This window comes from Sporosarcina thermotolerans, assembly GCF_042658975.1.
Taxonomy (GTDB): Bacteria; Bacillota; Bacilli; order Bacillales_A; family Planococcaceae; genus Sporosarcina; species Sporosarcina thermotolerans.
This window is the reverse complement of the sequence record NZ_JBHSRM010000002.1, coordinates 244,141-262,646: the sequence shown is the minus strand read 5'-3', so window position 1 is coordinate 262,646 and position 18,506 is coordinate 244,141. Positions and strand designations below refer to the sequence as shown.

At 42.5% G+C, this 18,506-nt stretch carries 16 protein-coding genes; 13 read left to right on the top strand and 3 right to left on the bottom strand.

The genetic code is table 11. The features are described from left to right. Nucleotides 1-57 precede the first annotated feature (57 nt). The 6 genes from tnpA to ACFPZG_RS02240 all read left to right on the top strand — a co-directional run bounded on the left by tnpA (nucleotide 58) and on the right by ACFPZG_RS02240 (nucleotide 7,784). Nucleotides 58-456 (top strand): IS200/IS605 family transposase, encoded by a 399-nt coding sequence (tnpA, locus tag ACFPZG_RS02265; protein WP_283733128.1) that lies wholly within the window; start codon nucleotides 58-60, stop codon nucleotides 454-456. A 10-nt stretch (nucleotides 457-466) separates the two neighbouring features. After that, nucleotides 467-1,618 (top strand): IS200/IS605 family element RNA-guided endonuclease TnpB, encoded by a 1,152-nt coding sequence (gene tnpB / locus ACFPZG_RS02260; protein WP_283732479.1) that lies wholly within the window; start codon nucleotides 467-469, stop codon nucleotides 1,616-1,618. Nucleotides 1,619-1,746: 128 nt separating this feature from the next. Further along, nucleotides 1,747-4,083 carry a helix-turn-helix domain-containing protein gene (locus ACFPZG_RS02255; RefSeq protein WP_283733127.1) on the top strand — a complete coding sequence of 779 codons (2,337 nt, stop codon included), beginning with the start codon at nucleotides 1,747-1,749 and terminating at the stop codon, nucleotides 4,081-4,083. Between the two features lie 277 nt (nucleotides 4,084-4,360). Next, on the top strand, nucleotides 4,361-5,797 hold the full coding sequence (locus ACFPZG_RS02250; RefSeq protein ID WP_283733126.1) for an MFS transporter: 1,437 nt from the start codon (nucleotides 4,361-4,363) through the stop codon (nucleotides 5,795-5,797). An 85-nt stretch (nucleotides 5,798-5,882) separates the two neighbouring features. Further along, the gene (locus ACFPZG_RS02245) at nucleotides 5,883-7,070 is read left to right on the top strand and encodes an amidohydrolase (protein ID WP_283733125.1); all 1,188 of its coding nucleotides are present in this window, start codon (nucleotides 5,883-5,885) and stop codon (nucleotides 7,068-7,070) included. Between the two features lie 168 nt (nucleotides 7,071-7,238). Continuing rightward, a complete protein-coding gene (locus tag ACFPZG_RS02240; RefSeq protein ID WP_283733124.1) occupies nucleotides 7,239-7,784 on the top strand; it encodes an RNA polymerase sigma factor in 546 nt (181 codons plus the stop codon). Nucleotides 7,785-7,831: 47 nt separating this feature from the next. Here the strand turns inward: ACFPZG_RS02240 and ACFPZG_RS02235 are convergent, their stop codons facing one another. From ACFPZG_RS02235 to ACFPZG_RS02225, 3 genes are all read right to left on the bottom strand, one after another. Beyond that, the gene (locus ACFPZG_RS02235) at nucleotides 7,832-8,134 is read right to left on the bottom strand and encodes a hypothetical protein (protein WP_317940415.1); all 303 of its coding nucleotides are present in this window, start codon (nucleotides 8,132-8,134) and stop codon (nucleotides 7,832-7,834) included. Nucleotides 8,135-8,215: 81 nt separating this feature from the next. Next, a complete protein-coding gene (locus ACFPZG_RS02230; RefSeq protein WP_283733122.1) occupies nucleotides 8,216-8,404 on the bottom strand; it encodes an SE1832 family protein in 189 nt (62 codons plus the stop codon). Nucleotides 8,405-8,428: 24 nt separating this feature from the next. Next, nucleotides 8,429-9,484, bottom strand: coding sequence for a PseG/SpsG family protein (locus ACFPZG_RS02225; protein ID WP_317940414.1), 1,056 nt, complete (start codon nucleotides 9,482-9,484; stop codon nucleotides 8,429-8,431). Nucleotides 9,485-9,619: 135 nt separating this feature from the next. Between ACFPZG_RS02225 and ACFPZG_RS02220 the strand changes: the two genes are divergently transcribed. The 7 genes from ACFPZG_RS02220 (at nucleotide 9,620) to ACFPZG_RS02190 (ending at nucleotide 18,505) form a co-directional block, all read left to right on the top strand. After that, nucleotides 9,620-11,554 (top strand): cation:proton antiporter, encoded by a 1,935-nt coding sequence (locus ACFPZG_RS02220; RefSeq protein ID WP_317940413.1) that lies wholly within the window; start codon nucleotides 9,620-9,622, stop codon nucleotides 11,552-11,554. Between the two features lie 73 nt (nucleotides 11,555-11,627). Further along, a complete protein-coding gene (locus tag ACFPZG_RS02215) occupies nucleotides 11,628-12,191 on the top strand; it encodes an NADPH-dependent FMN reductase (protein ID WP_283733119.1) in 564 nt (187 codons plus the stop codon). Nucleotides 12,192-12,432: 241 nt separating this feature from the next. Further along, nucleotides 12,433-14,598, top strand: a complete 2,166-nt coding sequence (locus tag ACFPZG_RS02210; RefSeq protein ID WP_317940412.1) for a DNA topoisomerase III — start codon at nucleotides 12,433-12,435, stop codon at nucleotides 14,596-14,598. Nucleotides 14,599-14,786: 188 nt separating this feature from the next. After that, on the top strand, nucleotides 14,787-15,269 hold the full coding sequence (gene ybaK, locus ACFPZG_RS02205) for a Cys-tRNA(Pro) deacylase (protein ID WP_283733118.1): 483 nt from the start codon (nucleotides 14,787-14,789) through the stop codon (nucleotides 15,267-15,269). A gap of 52 nt (nucleotides 15,270-15,321) precedes the next feature. Next, entirely contained in the window at nucleotides 15,322-16,059 is a 738-nt protein-coding gene (locus tag ACFPZG_RS02200; protein WP_317940411.1) for a YczE/YyaS/YitT family protein, read from the top strand. Between the two features lie 101 nt (nucleotides 16,060-16,160). Beyond that, complete coding sequence (locus ACFPZG_RS02195; RefSeq protein ID WP_283733116.1) at nucleotides 16,161-17,243, top strand: hypothetical protein; 1,083 nt, start codon at nucleotides 16,161-16,163, stop codon at nucleotides 17,241-17,243. A gap of 71 nt (nucleotides 17,244-17,314) precedes the next feature. Beyond that, entirely contained in the window at nucleotides 17,315-18,505 is a 1,191-nt protein-coding gene (locus tag ACFPZG_RS02190; protein WP_283733115.1) for a glycine C-acetyltransferase, read from the top strand. The last annotated feature ends 1 nt before the right edge of the window (nucleotide 18,506 follow it).

The following is an 18,506-nucleotide window of genomic DNA, read 5'->3' as shown; positions in this document are numbered from 1 at the left end:
ATACTTAGTATTTTAATAGTGTAATTAGTGTTAAGCAATAGAAAGGCTGACACTACAATGAAATTAGATAGCAACAGCCATTCAGTGTTCTTACTGTATTATCATCTTGTTTTGGTCGTTAAATACAGAAAAAAAGTTTTCAATGATGAAATGTCTGACTACGCAAAGGACATGTTTGTAAAATTTGGTGAGAAATATAATATATCATTAGTTGAATGGAATCACGATTCCGACCATATTCATATTCTATTCAAGGCCCATCCAAACACAGAAATGTCCAAGTTCATCAATGCTTATAAGAGTGCAAGTTCTCGAATGATCAAAAAGGAATTTCCACACGTTAGAGAAAAACTGTGGAAGGAAATGTTTTGGACAAGAAGTTTTTGCTTGCTAACCGCTGGTGGTTCTCCTATCGAAGTAGTAAAACGGTATATTGAAAATCAAGGTTTGAAGTGAGGTGAGGTCAATGCTGGTCAATAAAGCGTATAAATTCCGTATCTATCCAAACAAAGAACAGGAAATACTGATTGCTAAAACCATCGGTTGCTCACGCTTTGTATTCAATCATTTCTTGGCGCGTTGGAATGACACCTACAAAGAAACAGGCAAAGGATTGACATACAATTCCTGTTCTGCCGCATTAACACGGCTGAAAAAGGAACTGACGTGGTTAAAGGAAGTTGACAGCATTGCCCTCCAATCTTCACTTAGGAATCTCGCAGATTCATATGGACGCTTTTTTAAACGGCAAAATAAAGCACCCCGATTCAAATCGAAAAAGAATAAAGTACAATCCTATACAACAAAACATACGAATGGAAATATTGCGGTTGAAGGAAATAAAATCAAACTTCCTAAACTTGGGTTTGTCCGTTTTGCCAAAAGTCGCGAAGTTGAAGGCCGCATTCTTAATGCAACGGTCAGACGAAATCCATCTGGGAAATATTTTGTATCCATTCTGGCTGAAGTGGAAATACAGCAGTTAGCAAAGACCGGCTCTTCCATCGGCATCGATGTCGGTCTGAAGGAATTTGCAATCCTGTCAGATGGGACGCTATACAAAAACCCCAAGTTTTTTCGAACGATGGAGAAAAGGCTCGCTGATGCACAGCGCATCCTCTCCAGAAGGCAACGATTAGCTTTAAAGAGAAACTGTAAACTTGATGAAGCAAAAAACTATCAAAAGCAAAAACGGAAAGTCGCCCTCCTGCATGAAAAAATCACAAACACACGAGTGGACTACTTGCATAAAATTTCTACCGAGATTGTCAAAAACCACGATGTCATCGGTGTTGAGGATCTGCAAGTATCAAACATGTTAAAGAACCGTAAATTGGCAAAAGCGATTAGTGAAGCATCCTGGTCCCAATTTAGAACAATGCTTGAATACAAAGCGAAATGGTATGGCAAGCAAGTTGTTGCTGTTTCTAAGACATTCGCAAGTTCCCAACTTTGTTCATCTTGTGGATACCAAAATAAAGACGTTAAGCATCTCGCACTGCGCGAATGGTGCTGCCCCTCTTGTGGTGCGCATCACGATAGGGATATTAACGCGAGTAAAAATATTAAAAACGAAGCCGGAAGGCTTCTAACCGTAGGTACTGCGGGGATAGCCTAATCAATAACTGATGGTTACGTCAGTGTTCTTAGGAATCTCCCACTTCAAACAAACTGCAAGTTTGTTAAGTGGCGAGAGGTTCAACTATATAATAGGTTTGTATTTACTTTGAATTAGGGGTGATTCGTTTGAACAATCCATTGTCAGATTTTCAAATATCATTTCAACATATTGATGCTACGGTGCCGCGGATCAATAAAGGGATTCAAATTATCTTTGTCCTTAGCGGCAAGATAAAAATAGAGACATCCGATCGTTTTTATCATATGGAAGAAAACGATTTACTTGTCATTAATCGCAATCAGCTTTACCAAGTTCAAGGTGATGAAGAGAATAGAATAATGGTATTGTCCATATCTGACGGTTTCATGGAGCACCATTATGAAAACTATCGCAATCATCGCTTTGAATGTTATTCAAGAGAAGTTGATCTTGGAAGAGAAGAAAAGATTCTTGCCATACGAAAGCTGTTGGCAAATGTGATGATTAGTTACTATAGACAAGATGAAAGCTATCAAATTGAGCTTACAAGCTATATCTGTCAATTGCTCCTTATATTAATCCGAAGTTTTAAAGCGGAAGGTAGTATCATTCAGAAAATAGATACGGGTGATCGGCGCCTATTGCAAATCATTGACTATATGGAAAGAAATTATGATCAGATGATTACATTGGAGGAAATTGCGTCGAAATACTTTCTGTCTACAAGTTATCTATCCCGCTATTTTAAACAGAATATGGGGATTGGGTTTAGTCGTTATTTAATGAATATCAGGCTTAAGCATGGCATGAAGGAACTGCTTTACACGGATGACTCCATCTCGCAAATTGCCATGAACAATGGTTTTCCAAACACAAAAGCATTTTCAACCCTTTTTAAAGAAGTACATGGAGTGACTCCGCATGTCTATCGAGACACCCATAATGTTCAAAAGGAGGATTCAGTTCAAACCTATAGCAAGGAAGACGTTTCACATCTGATTCAGTCATCAGAGATTATAGAGAGGTTGAGTAACATGAATGTAGATGATCAGAAATCTTACAACCTGACTGAACTTCGGTATGAAAAGTTGCCAATTGCCTTATCCGATCTTGCGAAGGTGAACTTACATTATCCTGATCATATTCTGATCGTTGGAGAAATATCTGAGCTGTTAAAAGAAGATGTTCGCTCGCAAATCATAGAAGTAAAAAAGGATTTGCAGTTACGGTTTATAGGAGTCCGTCACCCCTCTAGTAGCACGGGGATCCCGCCGGAAGTAGAGACGGACGAAGAGATTCCAACAACCTCCCCATATTTTAATATTGATAATGCTTTAGAATTTATGAGGAATCATGATTTATCTTTGTTTATTCGGATTGATTATATAGATATATCAAGAGATGGAGAACAATATTTTACCAAACTTGTTCAATTCATAAGACATTGCTTACAACGATATGGGGAGTCGTTTGTAAAACAATGGCATGTACTGTTTTATGAGCCTTATCCTACAGTAGTGGATGCAATTGAATTAAAGAGAACATATATAAAATTACATGAAATATTAAAAACGATGATTCCTTCCATTCAAGTAGGCGTGTATATGCCTTTTTCTTTCATTAAAGAAAAAACGAGCACCCATCATGAATGGCAGTTGGAACATGGCGAGTTAATCGACTTCATCGGTTATAACGCCAATCAGAATGAAGTAATTGATTTTGAAGAGACGGCAGAAAAGGAATTTGAGTTGGCAAAGGATTACATCAAGGAAAAAACCAATAAACTGAAGCTCTATTTAAAAAGGAATCATCTTGAAAAACCGCTTCATCTCGTTGCGTGGAACACATTATCAGGTAATACGCGGTATACGAATGGGACATTCTTTAGAGGAGCATTGGTTTTACAAAATATATTGGACATATCCAGAGACGTGACTACAATTGCTCTTTGGATTAATACGATAACACATGAGCAAAGTGGAAGGGATCTACGATATCGGATGGATGGCGTTGAATTATTCCACTATCTTAAGGGGAAACGTCCTGCTTATTTTGCTCTGATGTTTTTAAAACGTCTACAAGGCGAGATTGTTGCACAGGATCAGAACTACGTAATGACAAAAAATGACCGGGGATATCAATTAATCATCATGAATACAACCATTATCAATCCTTATTTATCCACGGAAGAGGCATTCCTTCAAAGGCTGCATAAGGAAGTACACGTAACAGTCTCTGGAATCCCCAAAGGAGATTATCAGATCCGTAAGCAAGTGTTTGATAAAAATAATGGTGCGCTCTATACGAAGTGGCGTAATCTGAACAGTAAGTATGGCATGGATGCGGAAATCATTGATTATATTATCCATTCCAGTCGTCCTTCTTTGGAGATTTTCGATGAATCAATTGAAGATGAATGGTCGTTTTATTCTAACTTGACAAGCAATGCGATTCACTTTTTTGATATTCGAAAAGCCTATTGATTCATCGAAATGAAGCCTTCCATCAGTGGAGGGCTTTTTTCAATTGTATATATCGGACCTGACAATGACAAAAATCTACCCCATATTTTTTCCGCTGTAAATGATAGGTTAATACTTTTGCTCTTTCACCTCGTGATCTGAACAATTATTGACTCTCTTCTTACAGCCTAACTTCTTATAATCGAAGTATAGAAACGAAACAATAACCTAAGGCCTTATTTAATCCAATATATCGTTTCTTTACAAAACGAATTAAAAAAATTTAGGAGGGGTAACAATGGAGACAAGTTACAAAGGTACAGATAAGTTAATCACTGGGATTGTATTCGGGGTTATCACATTTTGGCTTTTTGCACAGGCGATGGTCAACGTGGTACCGGCGATTCAATCTGATTTAGGAGTTTCGCATGGAACGTTAAATATTGCAATCAGTTTAACAGCATTATTCTCTGGGATGTTTATCGTAGCAGCTGGTGGACTCGCAGATAAAATTGGACGCAAAAAGATTACGTATATCGGGTTAGTGTTAAGTATTATTGGTTCTTTATGTCTTGTATTTGTACAAGGAGCTGTCCTACTCATTATCGGACGGATCATCCAAGGTATTTCTGCAGCATGTATTATGCCAGCAACGATCGCGTTAATGAAAGCATACTTTGATGGAAAAGATAGACAACGTGCACTTAGTTACTGGTCAATCGGATCATGGGGCGGTTCAGGTGTCTGTTCGTTTGCGGGCGGTGCCATTGCAACATATATGGGATGGAAATGGATTTTTATCTTCTCAATTATTTTTGCTCTTCTTGCTATGTGGCTTATTAAAGATACACCTGAAAGCAAGGCAGCAGGCAGCGGTAAATTTACATTCGATTACAGTGGTTTGGCTATCTTTATCGTAACGATGATAGCATTGAACGTTTTTATTACATTCGGTGCAGACTTAGGCTGGACAAGCGCAATTACTATCCTTCTTGCAGTCGTTACCATTGTCGGAGCAATTATCTTCTATAAAGTAGAGAAAAGAAAAGCGGTTGCGCTTATCGATTTCTCGTTGTTTAAAAATAAACCATATGCAGGCGCAACGTATTCAAACTTCTTATTAAATGCGATTGCCGGAACACTCGTTGTTGCTAATACGTATGTCCAAGTAGGTCGAGGATTCACGGCATTTCAAGCAGGAATGCTTTCGATCGGATATTTAATCGTTGTTCTCGCGATGATTCGTGTTGGTGAAAAAATCCTTCAAAAAGTTGGAGCGAAGTTACCAATGGTAGCAGGGGCAATAATCAGTACTATCGGTGTAGCGGTCATGGGTCTAACTTTCTTGCCTGATTTTGCGTATACAGTCGTCGTATTTATTGGGTTTGTCTTATTCGGTCTTGGACTTGGTATCTATGCAACGCCATCTACAGATACATCTGTTTCAAATGCCCCATCTGAGAAAGTAGGGGAAGCAGCAGGCGTTTACAAAATGGCAAGCTCCCTTGGTAGTGCAATCGGTGTTGCGATTTCGGCAACTGTTTATAGCTCAGTTGCAGCTGCTGGAAGTATTGAGACAGCAGCATCGGCAGGGATTATCGTAAATGTCATCTTCGGTGTACTCGCCATTCTTTCAATTGTGATTATGGTACCTAAAAATGCAGGTAAAACAACAGAAGTTACAGATGTTCCATTGCAACAACCAGTCCCAACACTAAATAAAGCTACAAATTAATAGAAATAGATCTGAAGCTTAGTAATAATTTGGTGCGGGATGGAGGACATTTTCATTCTGCACCATCAAAAAAGGAGACGGCATTATGAAAAGTGAATTAATGAGCATGCTTGAATCACGCAAAGAAGAAATCATAAACATACGCCGGTATTTACATGAACATCCTGAAATCTCATTTCAAGAGAAGAAAACAGCTCAGTTTATTGCGGACTTTTATAAGGGAAAAGATGTCGAGATTCATACGAATGTTGGAAATGGACATGGCATAATCGTAACAATTAAAGGTGGAAAGCCTGGAAAAACAATTGGTTTGCGCGCAGATTTCGATGCGCTTCCAATTGTTGAAGAGACAGATGTACGGTTCAAATCGAAGAATGAAGGCGTCATGCATGCATGTGGACATGATGGACATACAGCTTATTTATTAGTTTTAGCTGATTGCCTAATCCAATTAAAAGACTCTATTCCAGGTACTATTAAAATCATTCATCAACATGCTGAAGAAGTGCCGCCGGGCGGAGCAAAAAGCATCGTGGAATCTGGTTTGCTTGATGATTTAGATGCTGTATATGGTATACATTTGTTGCCTATGGGACCTGCGGGTACAGTAGGTTATCATGCAGGATATTCCTTCAATGGACGAGCATATATGAAATTAAAAGTTCAAGGAAGAGGTGGACATGGTTCCTCCCCACATCTTGCAAATGACGCCATTGTTGCTGCTGCCCATTTTGTGACAGCTGCTCAAACCATTATTAGCCGCAGATTAAGCCCATTCGATATTGGCGTAATTACAATCGGATCTTTTGATGGAAAAGGTACATTCAACGTGATCAAGGACAGTGTAGAACTGGAAGGCGATATTCGCTATATGACAGTAGAAACAAAAGAAACAATTGAGAGAGAAGTTAGACGGATTGTTAGAGGGATTGAAGAAGAATTTGACGTAAAATGTGAGCTTACGTATACGCCGGATTATCCGCCGTTATACAACGATCCTGAGCTTACAGCGAAGGTAGCGGAAAGTTTACGGAGCATGGATGATGAAGACATTAAAGAAGTAAAGGAATTCCCTGCGATGTCACCATCTGAGGACTTTGCTTATTATGCAGAAAAATTCCCGGCATGCTTTTTCTACATTGCATGTACACCAAAAGGGGTAGAGAATCCCTACTTTAACCATCATCCGAAATTTGATATTGATGAGGATGCGCTCCTCGTAGCCGCGAAAGCTGTTGGACAAGTTGTTTGCAGTTACTATGAAGTAGATTAAAGGTAACGTTATAATCCATGCCACATATTTTCAGTGTGGTATGGATTTTTATTTTACTACCCTATAGAACATTACAACTTTGTAAGTTGAGTGAAAGACAAACCGATAGTTTGTAATGGGAGATTCATTGATAATGAAGTCAACAGTTACAAAACGGAGGAATTATCTATGAAAATCGACTTGACTGAGCTATACGAGGAATATGGCCGTTATATATATCATTTATGTTTGAAATTAACACGTAATAAAGAGGAAGCAGAAGACCTTATGCAAGACGTGTGGGTCAAAGTTGTCCGCTATAGCGGGAAAATGGACAGTGTCGACCGTATGAAAGCGTGGTTGACTACAATCTGTATGAACACTTTCCGCGATCGTTACAGAAAAGACGTTAGAAGAAGTAAACATGTGATGAATCAACCTGAAACATTGGACGTTCCAATCTTGGATTTGGTTCCCAGTGATAACCCGACACCGGTTGAAATGATCGAACAAAATGATATCCAACTGATGGTCCAACAAAAAATTGGTCAATTGGATGGCATTTACCGAACAACGATTGAATACTTCTATGTATACCAATATTCATTAATTGAAATCGCGGATTTGATGAAAGTATCAATTGGCACAGTGAAATCCCGTTTATTCCGTGCTAAGAAATACTTGAAGGAATTAATGATAAACGATACAGCGGTGAGGGAATATGTCATCGCGTGATGAACTGAATACTGAATGAATCGCCTCTTTCATAAGAGGCGGTTTTTTTATTGGGTGAGGAGTTCCCATAGAACATCGTCGACTTCCCATAGAATCGCGATGAGTTCCCATAGAACCGCATCGACTTCCCATAAAATCACGAAGAGTTCCCATAGAACGTCGTCGACTTCCCATAGAATCGCGATGAGTTCCCATAGAACGTCGTCGACTTCCCGTAGAATCGCGATGAGTTCCCATAGAACGTCGTCGACTTCCCGTAGAATCGCGATGAGTTCCCATAGAACGTCGTCGACTTCCCGTAGAATCGCGATGAGTTCCCATAGAACGTTATCGACTTCCTGTAAAATCACGAAGAGTTCCCATACGCTGGCTTCGGATCACGAAAATGGCTGTCCACGAATAGAATCATCTATCCGTGGACAGCCATTTTGTCATTCAGAGAGCTCTACAAGTTGTTTATTCAACAAAGCCAATTTTTCTTCCATCACGGCTAACCGTTGCTCCGCTTTATGGACGGAGTCTGCATGTCCTGTCGATTCCAATTTCTCCACATCGCCTTGAAGGCTAATATAGTCCATTTTCAATTCGGCAATTGCCGATTCGATCTGACGTTTATTCATAAATATTACTCCAATCGTTTTCCTTTAGTTTAGCATATCGGACATTGTTTTTCCGCCTACTCCGCGTTTTGGATGTTCTACTAGATAGAAGATTGTCTCTAAAATCGTGTCCAATCCTCCTCCAAGATTGAGGGAGAGTTGGCGTTCGATGGCCCGTTTCCTTAAAGGCTCATGTAGCAGGGGTTCCATGATTGCATTGAGTAGATTCGATTGTTTCACTTTCCGTCCAAGGCCAAGATGGACGAAGCCGTGCTGTTCTTTTGGAAATGTCAGTCCCACCTCAAAATCACTCTGCGAAAGTATGATACATGGAATGCCGATCACCGCTATTTCATACGGCATATAGCCCGACGCGCATAAAACGACGTCTGCATTCGCATAAATTTCCGGTAGGTCATAAGGAGGTTGCTGGACAATTGTGTTTCGCCTGCCGAGCGCCATCATACGAAGAGTGCTTACATCATGCGGATACCTTTCCCCAACAAGGACGGTCACTTTCAATGGAATCTGTAGCTGAGAAACGTGGCGCAATGCCCTGAATGTCAGGTTTCCTTCATCCTCCTCTCCGAACGAGATGACAAGATGAGGGAGGGGTCCCGGAGGCTCTTTTTTAAGTCCATGTTTCTCGAATTTATGCATGGACGGGTCTGCGATGAAAAGCTGGCGATCTCTCACATAATGTTCCGGCACTTCTTCAATAGAATCGTCCAAAAGGGTTTGGATTACAAAATCCGCCTGTTTTCCACCATCCCCGAAATCATCAAAATGCAGGATGGATGGAACAACTTCCTGTATTTTCTCCACTTCTTCTGAAATCGTCGAACCGGAATCTCGGATAAGCAGATCAGGTTGGATGAATGTTAAAACTTGTAACAGGTTGGACTTTTTACCGACAATAATCGATTTGAATTCATCAGACGGTAGGGGAGAATTTTCACCTACTATGAATAGGACGTTCACTTCTTTTGCGATAGCTTGGGCAAGTATAGTAGCCCGTCTTGTGGGATAAGAGCCTTTCCCGTCGGCCCTTGCAATGTAGAATGCAACGGTTTTCTTCTTTGAATTTTCTATCGGAATCACCCTTTCTTACCTATCAATCAACTACTCTTCTTTTAACCCTATGATTCTAAAAAAGGAGTTATGTACAAATGTGTGGATTGGAAGTGGAATTGTGATAAACTAACACATATTCTTAAAAGGACAGGGGGAATTTCCGTGTTCGAATCATTATTATTTGACTTGATGCTTGTCATTTTGTTGGGAATCCTTTCGCAATGGGTTGCGTGGAAATATAGAATGCCTGCAATTGTAGTCATGTCTCTCGCGGGCCTGCTTGTTGGACCGATTTTCGGGTTAATTAATCCACAGGAAACGATGGGGGATCTGTTTGGCCCGATTATTACATTTGCTGTTGCGATTATCTTATTTGAAGGTAGCTTGAACTTGGATGTTCGGGAAATTAGGGGGTTCAGCAAACCGGTCGGTAGGATTGTGACCATTGGCGCTTTCATTGCATGGATAGCCGGATCACTTGCAGCACATTTTTTGGCCGGACTATCTTGGGAAGTCGCCTTTATCATAGGTGGTTTATTCATCGTCACGGGACCGACGGTTATCCTTCCGTTGCTTAGACAGGCGAAGTTGAAGCCGCGTCCCGCCGCGATATTGAAATGGGAAGGGATTGTCGTCGATCCTTTCGGCGCATTGCTTGCGGTCTTTGCGTTTGAATTTATTAAATTCATCAATAGCGAAGTTACACTAAAATCATTATTATTATTCTTTGCTGCATCCGCATTTGCAGTGTTCATCGGGTGGCTTGCCGCCCTAATCATTGGAAATTCGTTCGAGCGGGGAAGTATACCGGAGTATTTGAAGGCGCCGATTCTGTTTGTCGTTGTCCTGTTCACTTTCGTCTTCTCGGATGAAATCATGCATGAAACAGGATTGCTTGCTGTTACAGCAATGGGAATGAAGATGGCGAATATGCGCCTGACGACGTTGAATGATGTTCGCCATTTCAAGGAGAATATATCGGTGCTTCTCATTTCAGGAATTTTCGTCATGCTTACTGCTTCACTTGATCCGAAAATCCTGATTGAAATCTTCAATCCGGCAATTATTACGTATGTCGCTGCAATGCTTTTCGTAGTTCGTCCTTTATCGATTTGGATTTCTACAATAGGTACGGATCTCAATTTCCGTGAGAAATTGCTGATAGGGTGGATTGCACCAAGAGGGATTGTCGCCTTGACTGTGTCCAGTTACTTTGCAACAATTCTTCTCAACAATGGTTACAAAGACGCCGAGTTATTAACTGCATTGACGTTCGCGCTCGTCTTTTTCACGGTTGTTCTTCATGGTTTTTCGATTGGCTTCATTGCGAAAAAGTTGAATTTGACGACTACCGAAGAGTCGGGTGTTGCAATAATAGGAGGTTCACGTTTTTCTGCTGCACTTGCTGAATCAATTAGGGACACTAACAATGAAGTCCTTCTTGTCGATCAGGGCTGGGCGGCACTCGCGGAGGCAAGAAAGCGTGGACTGAATAGTTATGTTGGCGATATCCTTTCTGAACAGATTGAATACCATCTAGATTTGACGCCTTATCGATATATGCTTGCTATGACAAAGAGGGATACGTATAACGCACATATTTGCGCGGATTTTGCACCGGACTTAGGGCGCCAGCATTTATTCCAAACGGCCTTCCATGTAGAAAAAGACTTGGAGGCATTCAAAATAACTGGCGGACAAAAACTCTTTTCGCCTTCCATATCGATCTATGCCCTCGAGGAGAGGATGCATGCGGGGCACGTAATCCGAAAGACGATGATCACGAAGCAATACAGTTATACACAATATTTACGGGAACGCGATGATAAGTCGATTCTTCTATATATCTTGCGTGCGGATGGTTCAATTGAATTCTACACGCCGAAAGTTGAGTTGCAAGCGACAGCAGGGGATGCAATCATTGCGCTCACATCTCCTGCAAAGACAATTGAGCGAGTCAAGGAACGGCTGGGTATGGAATCTCTGGACGGATCAATCCCGTATGAACAATTGGAAGAAAAATTCATTGAAGAACCTTCCGTAGGGAAACGAAATATTCCAGGTGCAGCACCGGCTTCGACGAAAATAGTCAAGTAAGCTTGTTTCAAGTAAATGTCTCCATGTCTATGGTACGATGAACGATGGAGAACAGCTATAAGGAGGATGCCCTGTGAAAGTTTTGTTTGTGGACGGGACCATTATAGGTAGCAAAACCGGCGCGGTACTCGACGCGGTCGAAAAGTATATGAAAGAAACGGGTAATGAATACGAAATTGAACGGATGGACTTTGCAGATTATGAACATCAATTCGTGGACGGTCGTCCATTGGAACAATATAACGAAGATATGCAAAAGTTGGTTCAGAAATTCGAAAAAGCGGATGCTTACATCATTTCAACACCTATCTTTCAAGGATCCATTCCAGGCGTTTTGAAAAATGCCTTTGATATGCTTCATCCACATGCCATGCGGTACAAACCGGTTTCCATTGTTGCGAATGGCGGCACTCACCAACATCATCTTGTTGTTGAAAATCAATTGAAACCAATCTTAGATTACTTCCGTTCCCTTGTGACACCGAATTATGTGTACACACAATACGACCATTTCGATGAAGACAATCGTATTATCGATGAAGATGTGAATAATCGATTACGTGAAATGGTAAGGGTTTTCGGGAAGTACGGGGAAATGAGTAAGGATTTGTGCAAAGATACATTGGATAACGATTGAAATATATAAAACCTGTCGCCCTTTCGAGGTGTGCGACAGGTTTTTTCGTTCAGACTCCGGGCGCCAGGCGCTTGGGTCATAAGTCAAAGCCGCTCTGTGGCAAAAAGCGGCCACGCCGCATCTTCGCCTTATGCCCGTCGCCCCTAAGCCGGGCGCCCTGCGCTTTTGTTTTTAGGGCGCCTACAATGACGTATAGGGGCTTCTCACGTATAATCGTGTTAAGTAGAAAGGGGATTTATCAATGTCCAAATCAGTTGTATTAGCCGAAAAACCATCCGTGGCGCGGGATATTGCGCGGGTATTAGGCTGTAATAAAAAAGGAAATGGCTTCTTGGAAGGTCAAAAATATATCGTCACATGGGCGCTTGGTCATCTTGTGACACATGCAGATCCTGAAGGATACGGCAATGAATACAAGGAATGGAAGATGGAGTATTTGCCGATTATTCCTGAACCGTTTAAACTAACGCCAATCAAACAAACATCGAAGCAATTCAACGCGGTCAAAGCACAGTTGCGACGGAATGATGTTACGGAAGTTATCATCGCGACGGATGCTGGACGTGAAGGGGAGCTTGTTGCGCGCTGGATACTCGAAATGACGAAGAATCGCAAGCCAGTGAAGCGCCTTTGGATTTCATCCGTGACGGATAAGGCGATTAAAGACGGATTCAATAATTTGAAGGACGGTCGCCAATACGAAAATTTATATGAAGCAGCGGTTGCCCGTGCAGAAGCGGACTGGGTTGTAGGTATTAACGCGACGCGTGCACTTACAGTGAAATACAATGCACAATTATCGACGGGTCGTGTACAGACACCGACACTTGCGATGATTGCAGAACGGGAAAGGCATATCCGTGAATTCAAGCCGAGATTCTTTTATGGATTGCAGGCATTGACGGAAACTGCAAGATTCACATGGTCCGATAAAGCAGGTCAAACACAGTCGTTCAATAAAGAATTGATTGAGAAATTACTAACTCGTCTTGATGGAGTTCATTCCGGAAAGGTGAAAGATGTGAAAACGACGCCGAAGCAGCAACCGGCCCCTCCTTTATTCGATTTGACGGAATTGCAGAAAGAAGCACATAGACGCTGGAGCTGGTCCGCGAAAGAAACCTTGTCGACGTTGCAAAATCTATACGAAAGACATAAAGCGGTGACGTATCCACGAACCGATTCCAAGCATTTGACATCAGATATGGCAGATACGTTGAAGGAACGCATAAAAGCGGTCGACATCGGGCCGTACAGGAAATCTGTAAATGTACTGTTGCGCTCAGGAGCTGTGAAGCCGCAGAAGGGCGTCATAGACGATAAGCGGGTTTCGGATCACCATGCGATTATCCCGACAGAGGAAACTCCGATTTATCAAAACTTATCTGATAAGGAACAGCGTTTATATGACTTGATTGTAAAACGCTTCCTTGCAGTCTTTTTCGGTCCATTCCGCTATGAGCAAGTGACTGCTGAGCTTGAAGTAGGCGGGGAACTGTTCAAGGCAAAAGGGCGGACAGTTACGGATGAAGGGTGGAAGGCAGTTTATTCCACGGATGAAGAAGAGGAAGACACCGACCGTTTGCCTGCATTTACGAAAGGCGACGAAGTGAAAATCCGGGCAATCGTCATGACGGATGGGCAGACAAAACCGCCGGCCCGTTTCAATGAAGGAACATTATTAGCTGCGATGGAAAATCCTTCTCAATTCATGGCGGGGGAATCAAAAGATCTGATCAAAACACTTGGCGATACAGGTGGATTAGGTACTGTCGCGACACGTGCAGACATCATCGAAAAGCTGTTCAGCTCATTTGTCATCGAGAAGAAAGGGAATGACATCTACACGACTTCGAAGGGCAGACAGCTTTTAGAGCTTGTGCCGGATGATTTGAAATCACCTGCTTTGACAGCAGAATGGGAGCAGAGCCTGACGAAAATCGCCAATGGGAAAATGAAAAAGTCAGCTTTCATGAAAGATATGGTGGCATTCTCAAGGAAGACAGTTAGTGAAATCAAAACGGATGACAAGAAGTTCAAACATGATAATGTCACTGGGAAAATGTGTCCGGATTGCGGAAAGCCATTGCTTGAAGTGAATGGCAAACGTGGAAAAATGCTTGTCTGCCAAGATCGTGAGTGCGGCCACCGTCGTAATGTCTCTCAATTGACGAATGCACGCTGCCCAAATTGTAAGAAGAAGCTTGAGTTGCGCGGGGAAGGGGACGGCCGCATCTTCGTATGTAAGTGCGGACATCGAGAAAAGCTCTCTGCCTTCGAAAAGCGTCGTTCAAATTCTGGTGGTAAGAAAGCTGATAAGCGTGATGTGCAAAAGTATTTGAAGAAGCAGGATGAGCCGGTGAATACGGCGATGGCGGATGCTTTGAAGAAGATGTTTGAGAAGTGATTTTGTGATTTATGCGTGTTTGTGGGGGATTATGCGTGAATTCGCGGATTTATGAGTGATTGTGGCGAGTTATGCGTGAATGAGGGGATTTATGCGTGTTCGTGCTGGTTTATGCGTGATTCGAGGAATTTATGCGTATTTGGGATGAGGTATGGGATTCATGATTTATTTCCGAAGGATGTGGGGCAATGGCGAAGCAGAAGAAGACGAATGCGGTTCGGATTTTGGAGAGTGAGCGGGTCGCCCACGATTTGATGGAATATGATATTCATGATGGCCAGTTGGATGGCGTGTCGGTGGCGGAGAAGACGGGGCAATCGGTGGATTTAGTATTCAAGACGCTTGTCGCGATAGCTAACCCGCGGGAATTATTCGTTTTCATCATTCCGGTGGCGGATGAACTTGATTTGAAGAAGGCGGCGAAATCTGTCGGTGTGAAAAAGTTAGATATGTTGCCGTTGAAGGATTTGACGAAGGAGACGGGATACGTCCGTGGTGGTTGTTCGGCAGTTGGTATGAAGAAAAAATATCCGACTGTGATCGACGCATCGGCTGAAGGACTTGATGTTATGATTGTGAGTGCCGGCAGGCCTGGCTTGCAGATGAAGTTGGCACCGACGGACCTTGCGAGGGTAGTTGACGCATCGTTTGGGGATATCGTTAAAGAATAGATTTTTTGAAAATACCATTCGAAATTTGAATGGCTGGGAAAGAAGAATGTAGATGAGAAAAATAATTGTTTGGAGATGGGCTTCCTTCGTAGTCGGAATGATGATTTTATCGTTAGGCATTACGATGACTATTAAAGGGCAACGTCTTGGCGTTGGCCCTTGGGATGTCCTGCATATTGGATTATACCGGAATTTCGAATTGTCGATCGGTACATGGGGAATCATTTTGAGTATTATCATCGTCGTAGCGACGGCGGCTGTCCTAAGACAGTGGCCGAAATTTGGCACATGGCTGAATTTGCTGCTCATTGGTCTATTTATCGATTTATTCAATTGGTTAATTCCAGACATTAGCTCGATGACGGGCCAAGTGATCATTTTCACACTTGGAATTGTAGTTATGGCTTACGGGGTCGGTATTTATGTTGCGCCTAATTTAGGGGCTGGACCTCGTGATAGCCTGATGCTCATTTTTTCCGAAAAGCTTGGATTCAGCATCAAAAAAGTGCGGACATCAATTGAAGTGATTGTTGCAATTGCAGGCTGGTTATTAGGTGGTCCTGTAGGAATTGGAACGGTGATCATCGCGCTTTTGATTGGCCAAATCGTTCATTATTCGCTGCCTCAATGCCGAAAGCTATTAGCGAAGTTGGCGGGAGCGGATGAAGCTCAAATTATGGGATTGGTCCAATCAACCGTCCATCCAACTAAAGAAATCGGTGAAAATGTGCCAAAGCATGTCGATATGAATGAAACCGTCGAACACACAGCCGTTGGAAGCAAGAATTAATTGTAAAAAAAATGTTTTGAAAGCACGCGCAGACAAGCCGTGCTTTTTTTTATTCTTTGGGCATATGGTAGACGTATGTAACAAGTAACCGAAAAGAAAGGATGGTTATCATATACGGTACAATCACGGAATACATGGGGACAGCCTATACGGGGCGCGGAATTGCACATAAATATGAGACATTGATCGCAACTTCGGAAAAGACGGTGTTTTTAAAGGCGCCTCCGACAAATGCCATTTCGAATTTATTGAAACAAGCTGCGGGACATTTTCTTAAACGGGGATATGATGTAGATCGTTTCAATAATCCGGTGGAGCCGGACAATACGGAAGCCATTTTTGTCAGGGATCTCAGTTTATTCATCATACAGGCATCCCATCCGGTTTCATTGGAACCGACCGAGTTAGGTGGCCGACATCATGTCATCAGCTTCTATGATGCATTCGATACAAAGAAACTTGAGGCGCAAAAGGCTGAAATGACTGCCATCGCCCAAGAATCGGATGAAGTGCTTTCGAAAATGCTTCAATCTATGAAAAATGCATTGCTGATCCACGATGATTGGGAGAAAGTGAACATCAACAGAATGATGTGGAAAGAACATGAGAACTTGATAGAGTCGTTGAAAAAGGAGCTTTTCGGTACGATGAAACTTCATAAGAAATCGACCGTTTCCCACCGGATAGCAGGCTCGCTATCTATTGGGGGATCTCGCGATTATCTGCCATCCATCACTAATAAGATGAAGCGCCGGATTCTCATGAAGGGATTGTCGGGAACAGGGAAATCGACGATGCTCAAGGCGCTTGGCAAAGAGGCGGAACGAAGAGGGATTGACGTTCTCTATGGATGGTGTGGATTGGATCCAAGAAGTGTGGACCTCGTGTTATTGCCGGAATTGTCGGTTTGCCTATTCGATGCAACCCAGCCCCATGACTACGATCCTGAAGGGCCGACGGACGAAATTTTGGATCTTGTGTCCTTGTGCGTTGAAGATGAGGCGGCTGAAGAAAAAATCCGTGAGATCAGCGGAAGATATAAAGAGAAAATAATGGATGGAACGGGTTATATGCATGCCTTCGCACAATCTGAGGGAAGGCTACGGCAAGTGATGGATAAAGCGATTTTGAGGAATAAATTCGATGAAAAGGCCCAACTATTATCTGAGTGGATTGACGAGTAAATAGTTCGTTCTGCGAGTTGCGCCCCTATATGCTAAAATGGGGGCATAACCCGTTTGAAAGGAAGATCAATTTGTCAAAAGTCCTCGATTCATTTTTAAAAGAAAATTTACAGGAATTACGCGACCAAGGTCTCTACAATGAAATCGACCCAGTAGAAGGTCCAAATGGCCCGATTATCAAGATCAAAGGGAAAGAATTGATCAATCTATCCTCGAATAACTATTTAGGTTTGGCGACTGACGAAGATTTGAAAAAGCTCGCAATTGCAGCTACTGAAAAATACGGCGTAGGTGCAGGTGCAGTACGTACCATCAACGGAACGCTTGATATCCACGTTGAGCTTGAGAAAAAGCTTGCAGAATTTAAAGGGACAGAAGCAGCAATCTCTTATCAATCAGGATTCAACTGTAATATGGCTGCGATTTCAGCTGTTATGAATAAACAAGACGCCATTCTTTCAGATGAATTAAACCACGCTTCAATCATCGACGGCTGCCGTCTATCCGGCGCGAAAATCATTCGCGTTAACCACCAAGATATGGACGACCTTCGCGCTAAGGCGAAAGAAGCGACAGAATCCGGCCAGTATGGCAAGGTCATGTACATTACTGATGGTGTCTTCTCAATGGACGGCGATATTGCGAAGCTTCCGGAAATCGTGGAAATCGCTAAGGAATTCGACTTGATAACGTATGTTGACGATGCGCATGGATCAGGTGTCCTTGGTAAAGGAAAAGGAACAGTGAAACATTTCGGACTTGAAAAGGAGATCGATTTCCAAATCGGCACATTGTCGAAGGCGATAGGTGTTGTCGGCGGTTATGTCGCTGGAACGCAGGAATTGATCGACTGGCTGAAAGTGCGCTCCCGTCCATTCCTGTTCTCAACTGCAATGCCGGCAGGCGATGTTGCAGCAATCATGGGTGCGTTGGATAAAATTATGGAGTCGACTGAGCTGTGTGATAAGTTATGGGAGAACGGCAATTACTTGAAGGACGGCTTGAAGAAGCTTGGATTCAACATTGGCGTGTCCGAAACGCCGATTACGCCATGCATTATCGGTGATGAGAAGCTAACACAGCAATTCTCTATGCGATTGATTGAGGAAGGCGTTTACGCGAAATCGATTGTATTCCCGACTGTTGCAAAGGGCGCCGGCCGCGTCCGCAATATGCCGACTGCTGCACACACGAAGGAAATGCTCGATGAAGCACTTGTAATTTATGAAAAGGTAGGCAAGGAATTGGGCGTAATTTCATAAT

What these genes read in the sequence shown, in the direction of transcription:
- tnpA (WP_283733128.1), top strand. Translation starts at nt 58, where the DNA reads ATGAAATTAGATAGCAACAGCCATTCAGTGTTCTTACTGTATTATCAT.
- tnpB (WP_283732479.1), top strand. Translation starts at nt 467, where the DNA reads ATGCTGGTCAATAAAGCGTATAAATTCCGTATCTATCCAAACAAAGAA.
- ACFPZG_RS02250 (WP_283733126.1), top strand. Translation starts at nt 4,361, where the DNA reads ATGGAGACAAGTTACAAAGGTACAGATAAGTTAATCACTGGGATTGTA.
- ACFPZG_RS02245 (WP_283733125.1), top strand. Translation starts at nt 5,883, where the DNA reads ATGAAAAGTGAATTAATGAGCATGCTTGAATCACGCAAAGAAGAAATC.
- ACFPZG_RS02240 (WP_283733124.1), top strand. Translation starts at nt 7,239, where the DNA reads ATGAAAATCGACTTGACTGAGCTATACGAGGAATATGGCCGTTATATA.
- ACFPZG_RS02230 (WP_283733122.1), bottom strand. Translation starts at nt 8,404, where the DNA reads ATGAATAAACGTCAGATCGAATCGGCAATTGCCGAATTGAAAATGGAC.
- ACFPZG_RS02210 (WP_317940412.1), top strand. Translation starts at nt 12,433, where the DNA reads ATGTCCAAATCAGTTGTATTAGCCGAAAAACCATCCGTGGCGCGGGAT.
- ybaK (WP_283733118.1), top strand. Translation starts at nt 14,787, where the DNA reads ATGGCGAAGCAGAAGAAGACGAATGCGGTTCGGATTTTGGAGAGTGAG.
- ACFPZG_RS02200 (WP_317940411.1), top strand. Translation starts at nt 15,322, where the DNA reads ATGAGAAAAATAATTGTTTGGAGATGGGCTTCCTTCGTAGTCGGAATG.
- ACFPZG_RS02195 (WP_283733116.1), top strand. Translation starts at nt 16,161, where the DNA reads ATGGTTATCATATACGGTACAATCACGGAATACATGGGGACAGCCTAT.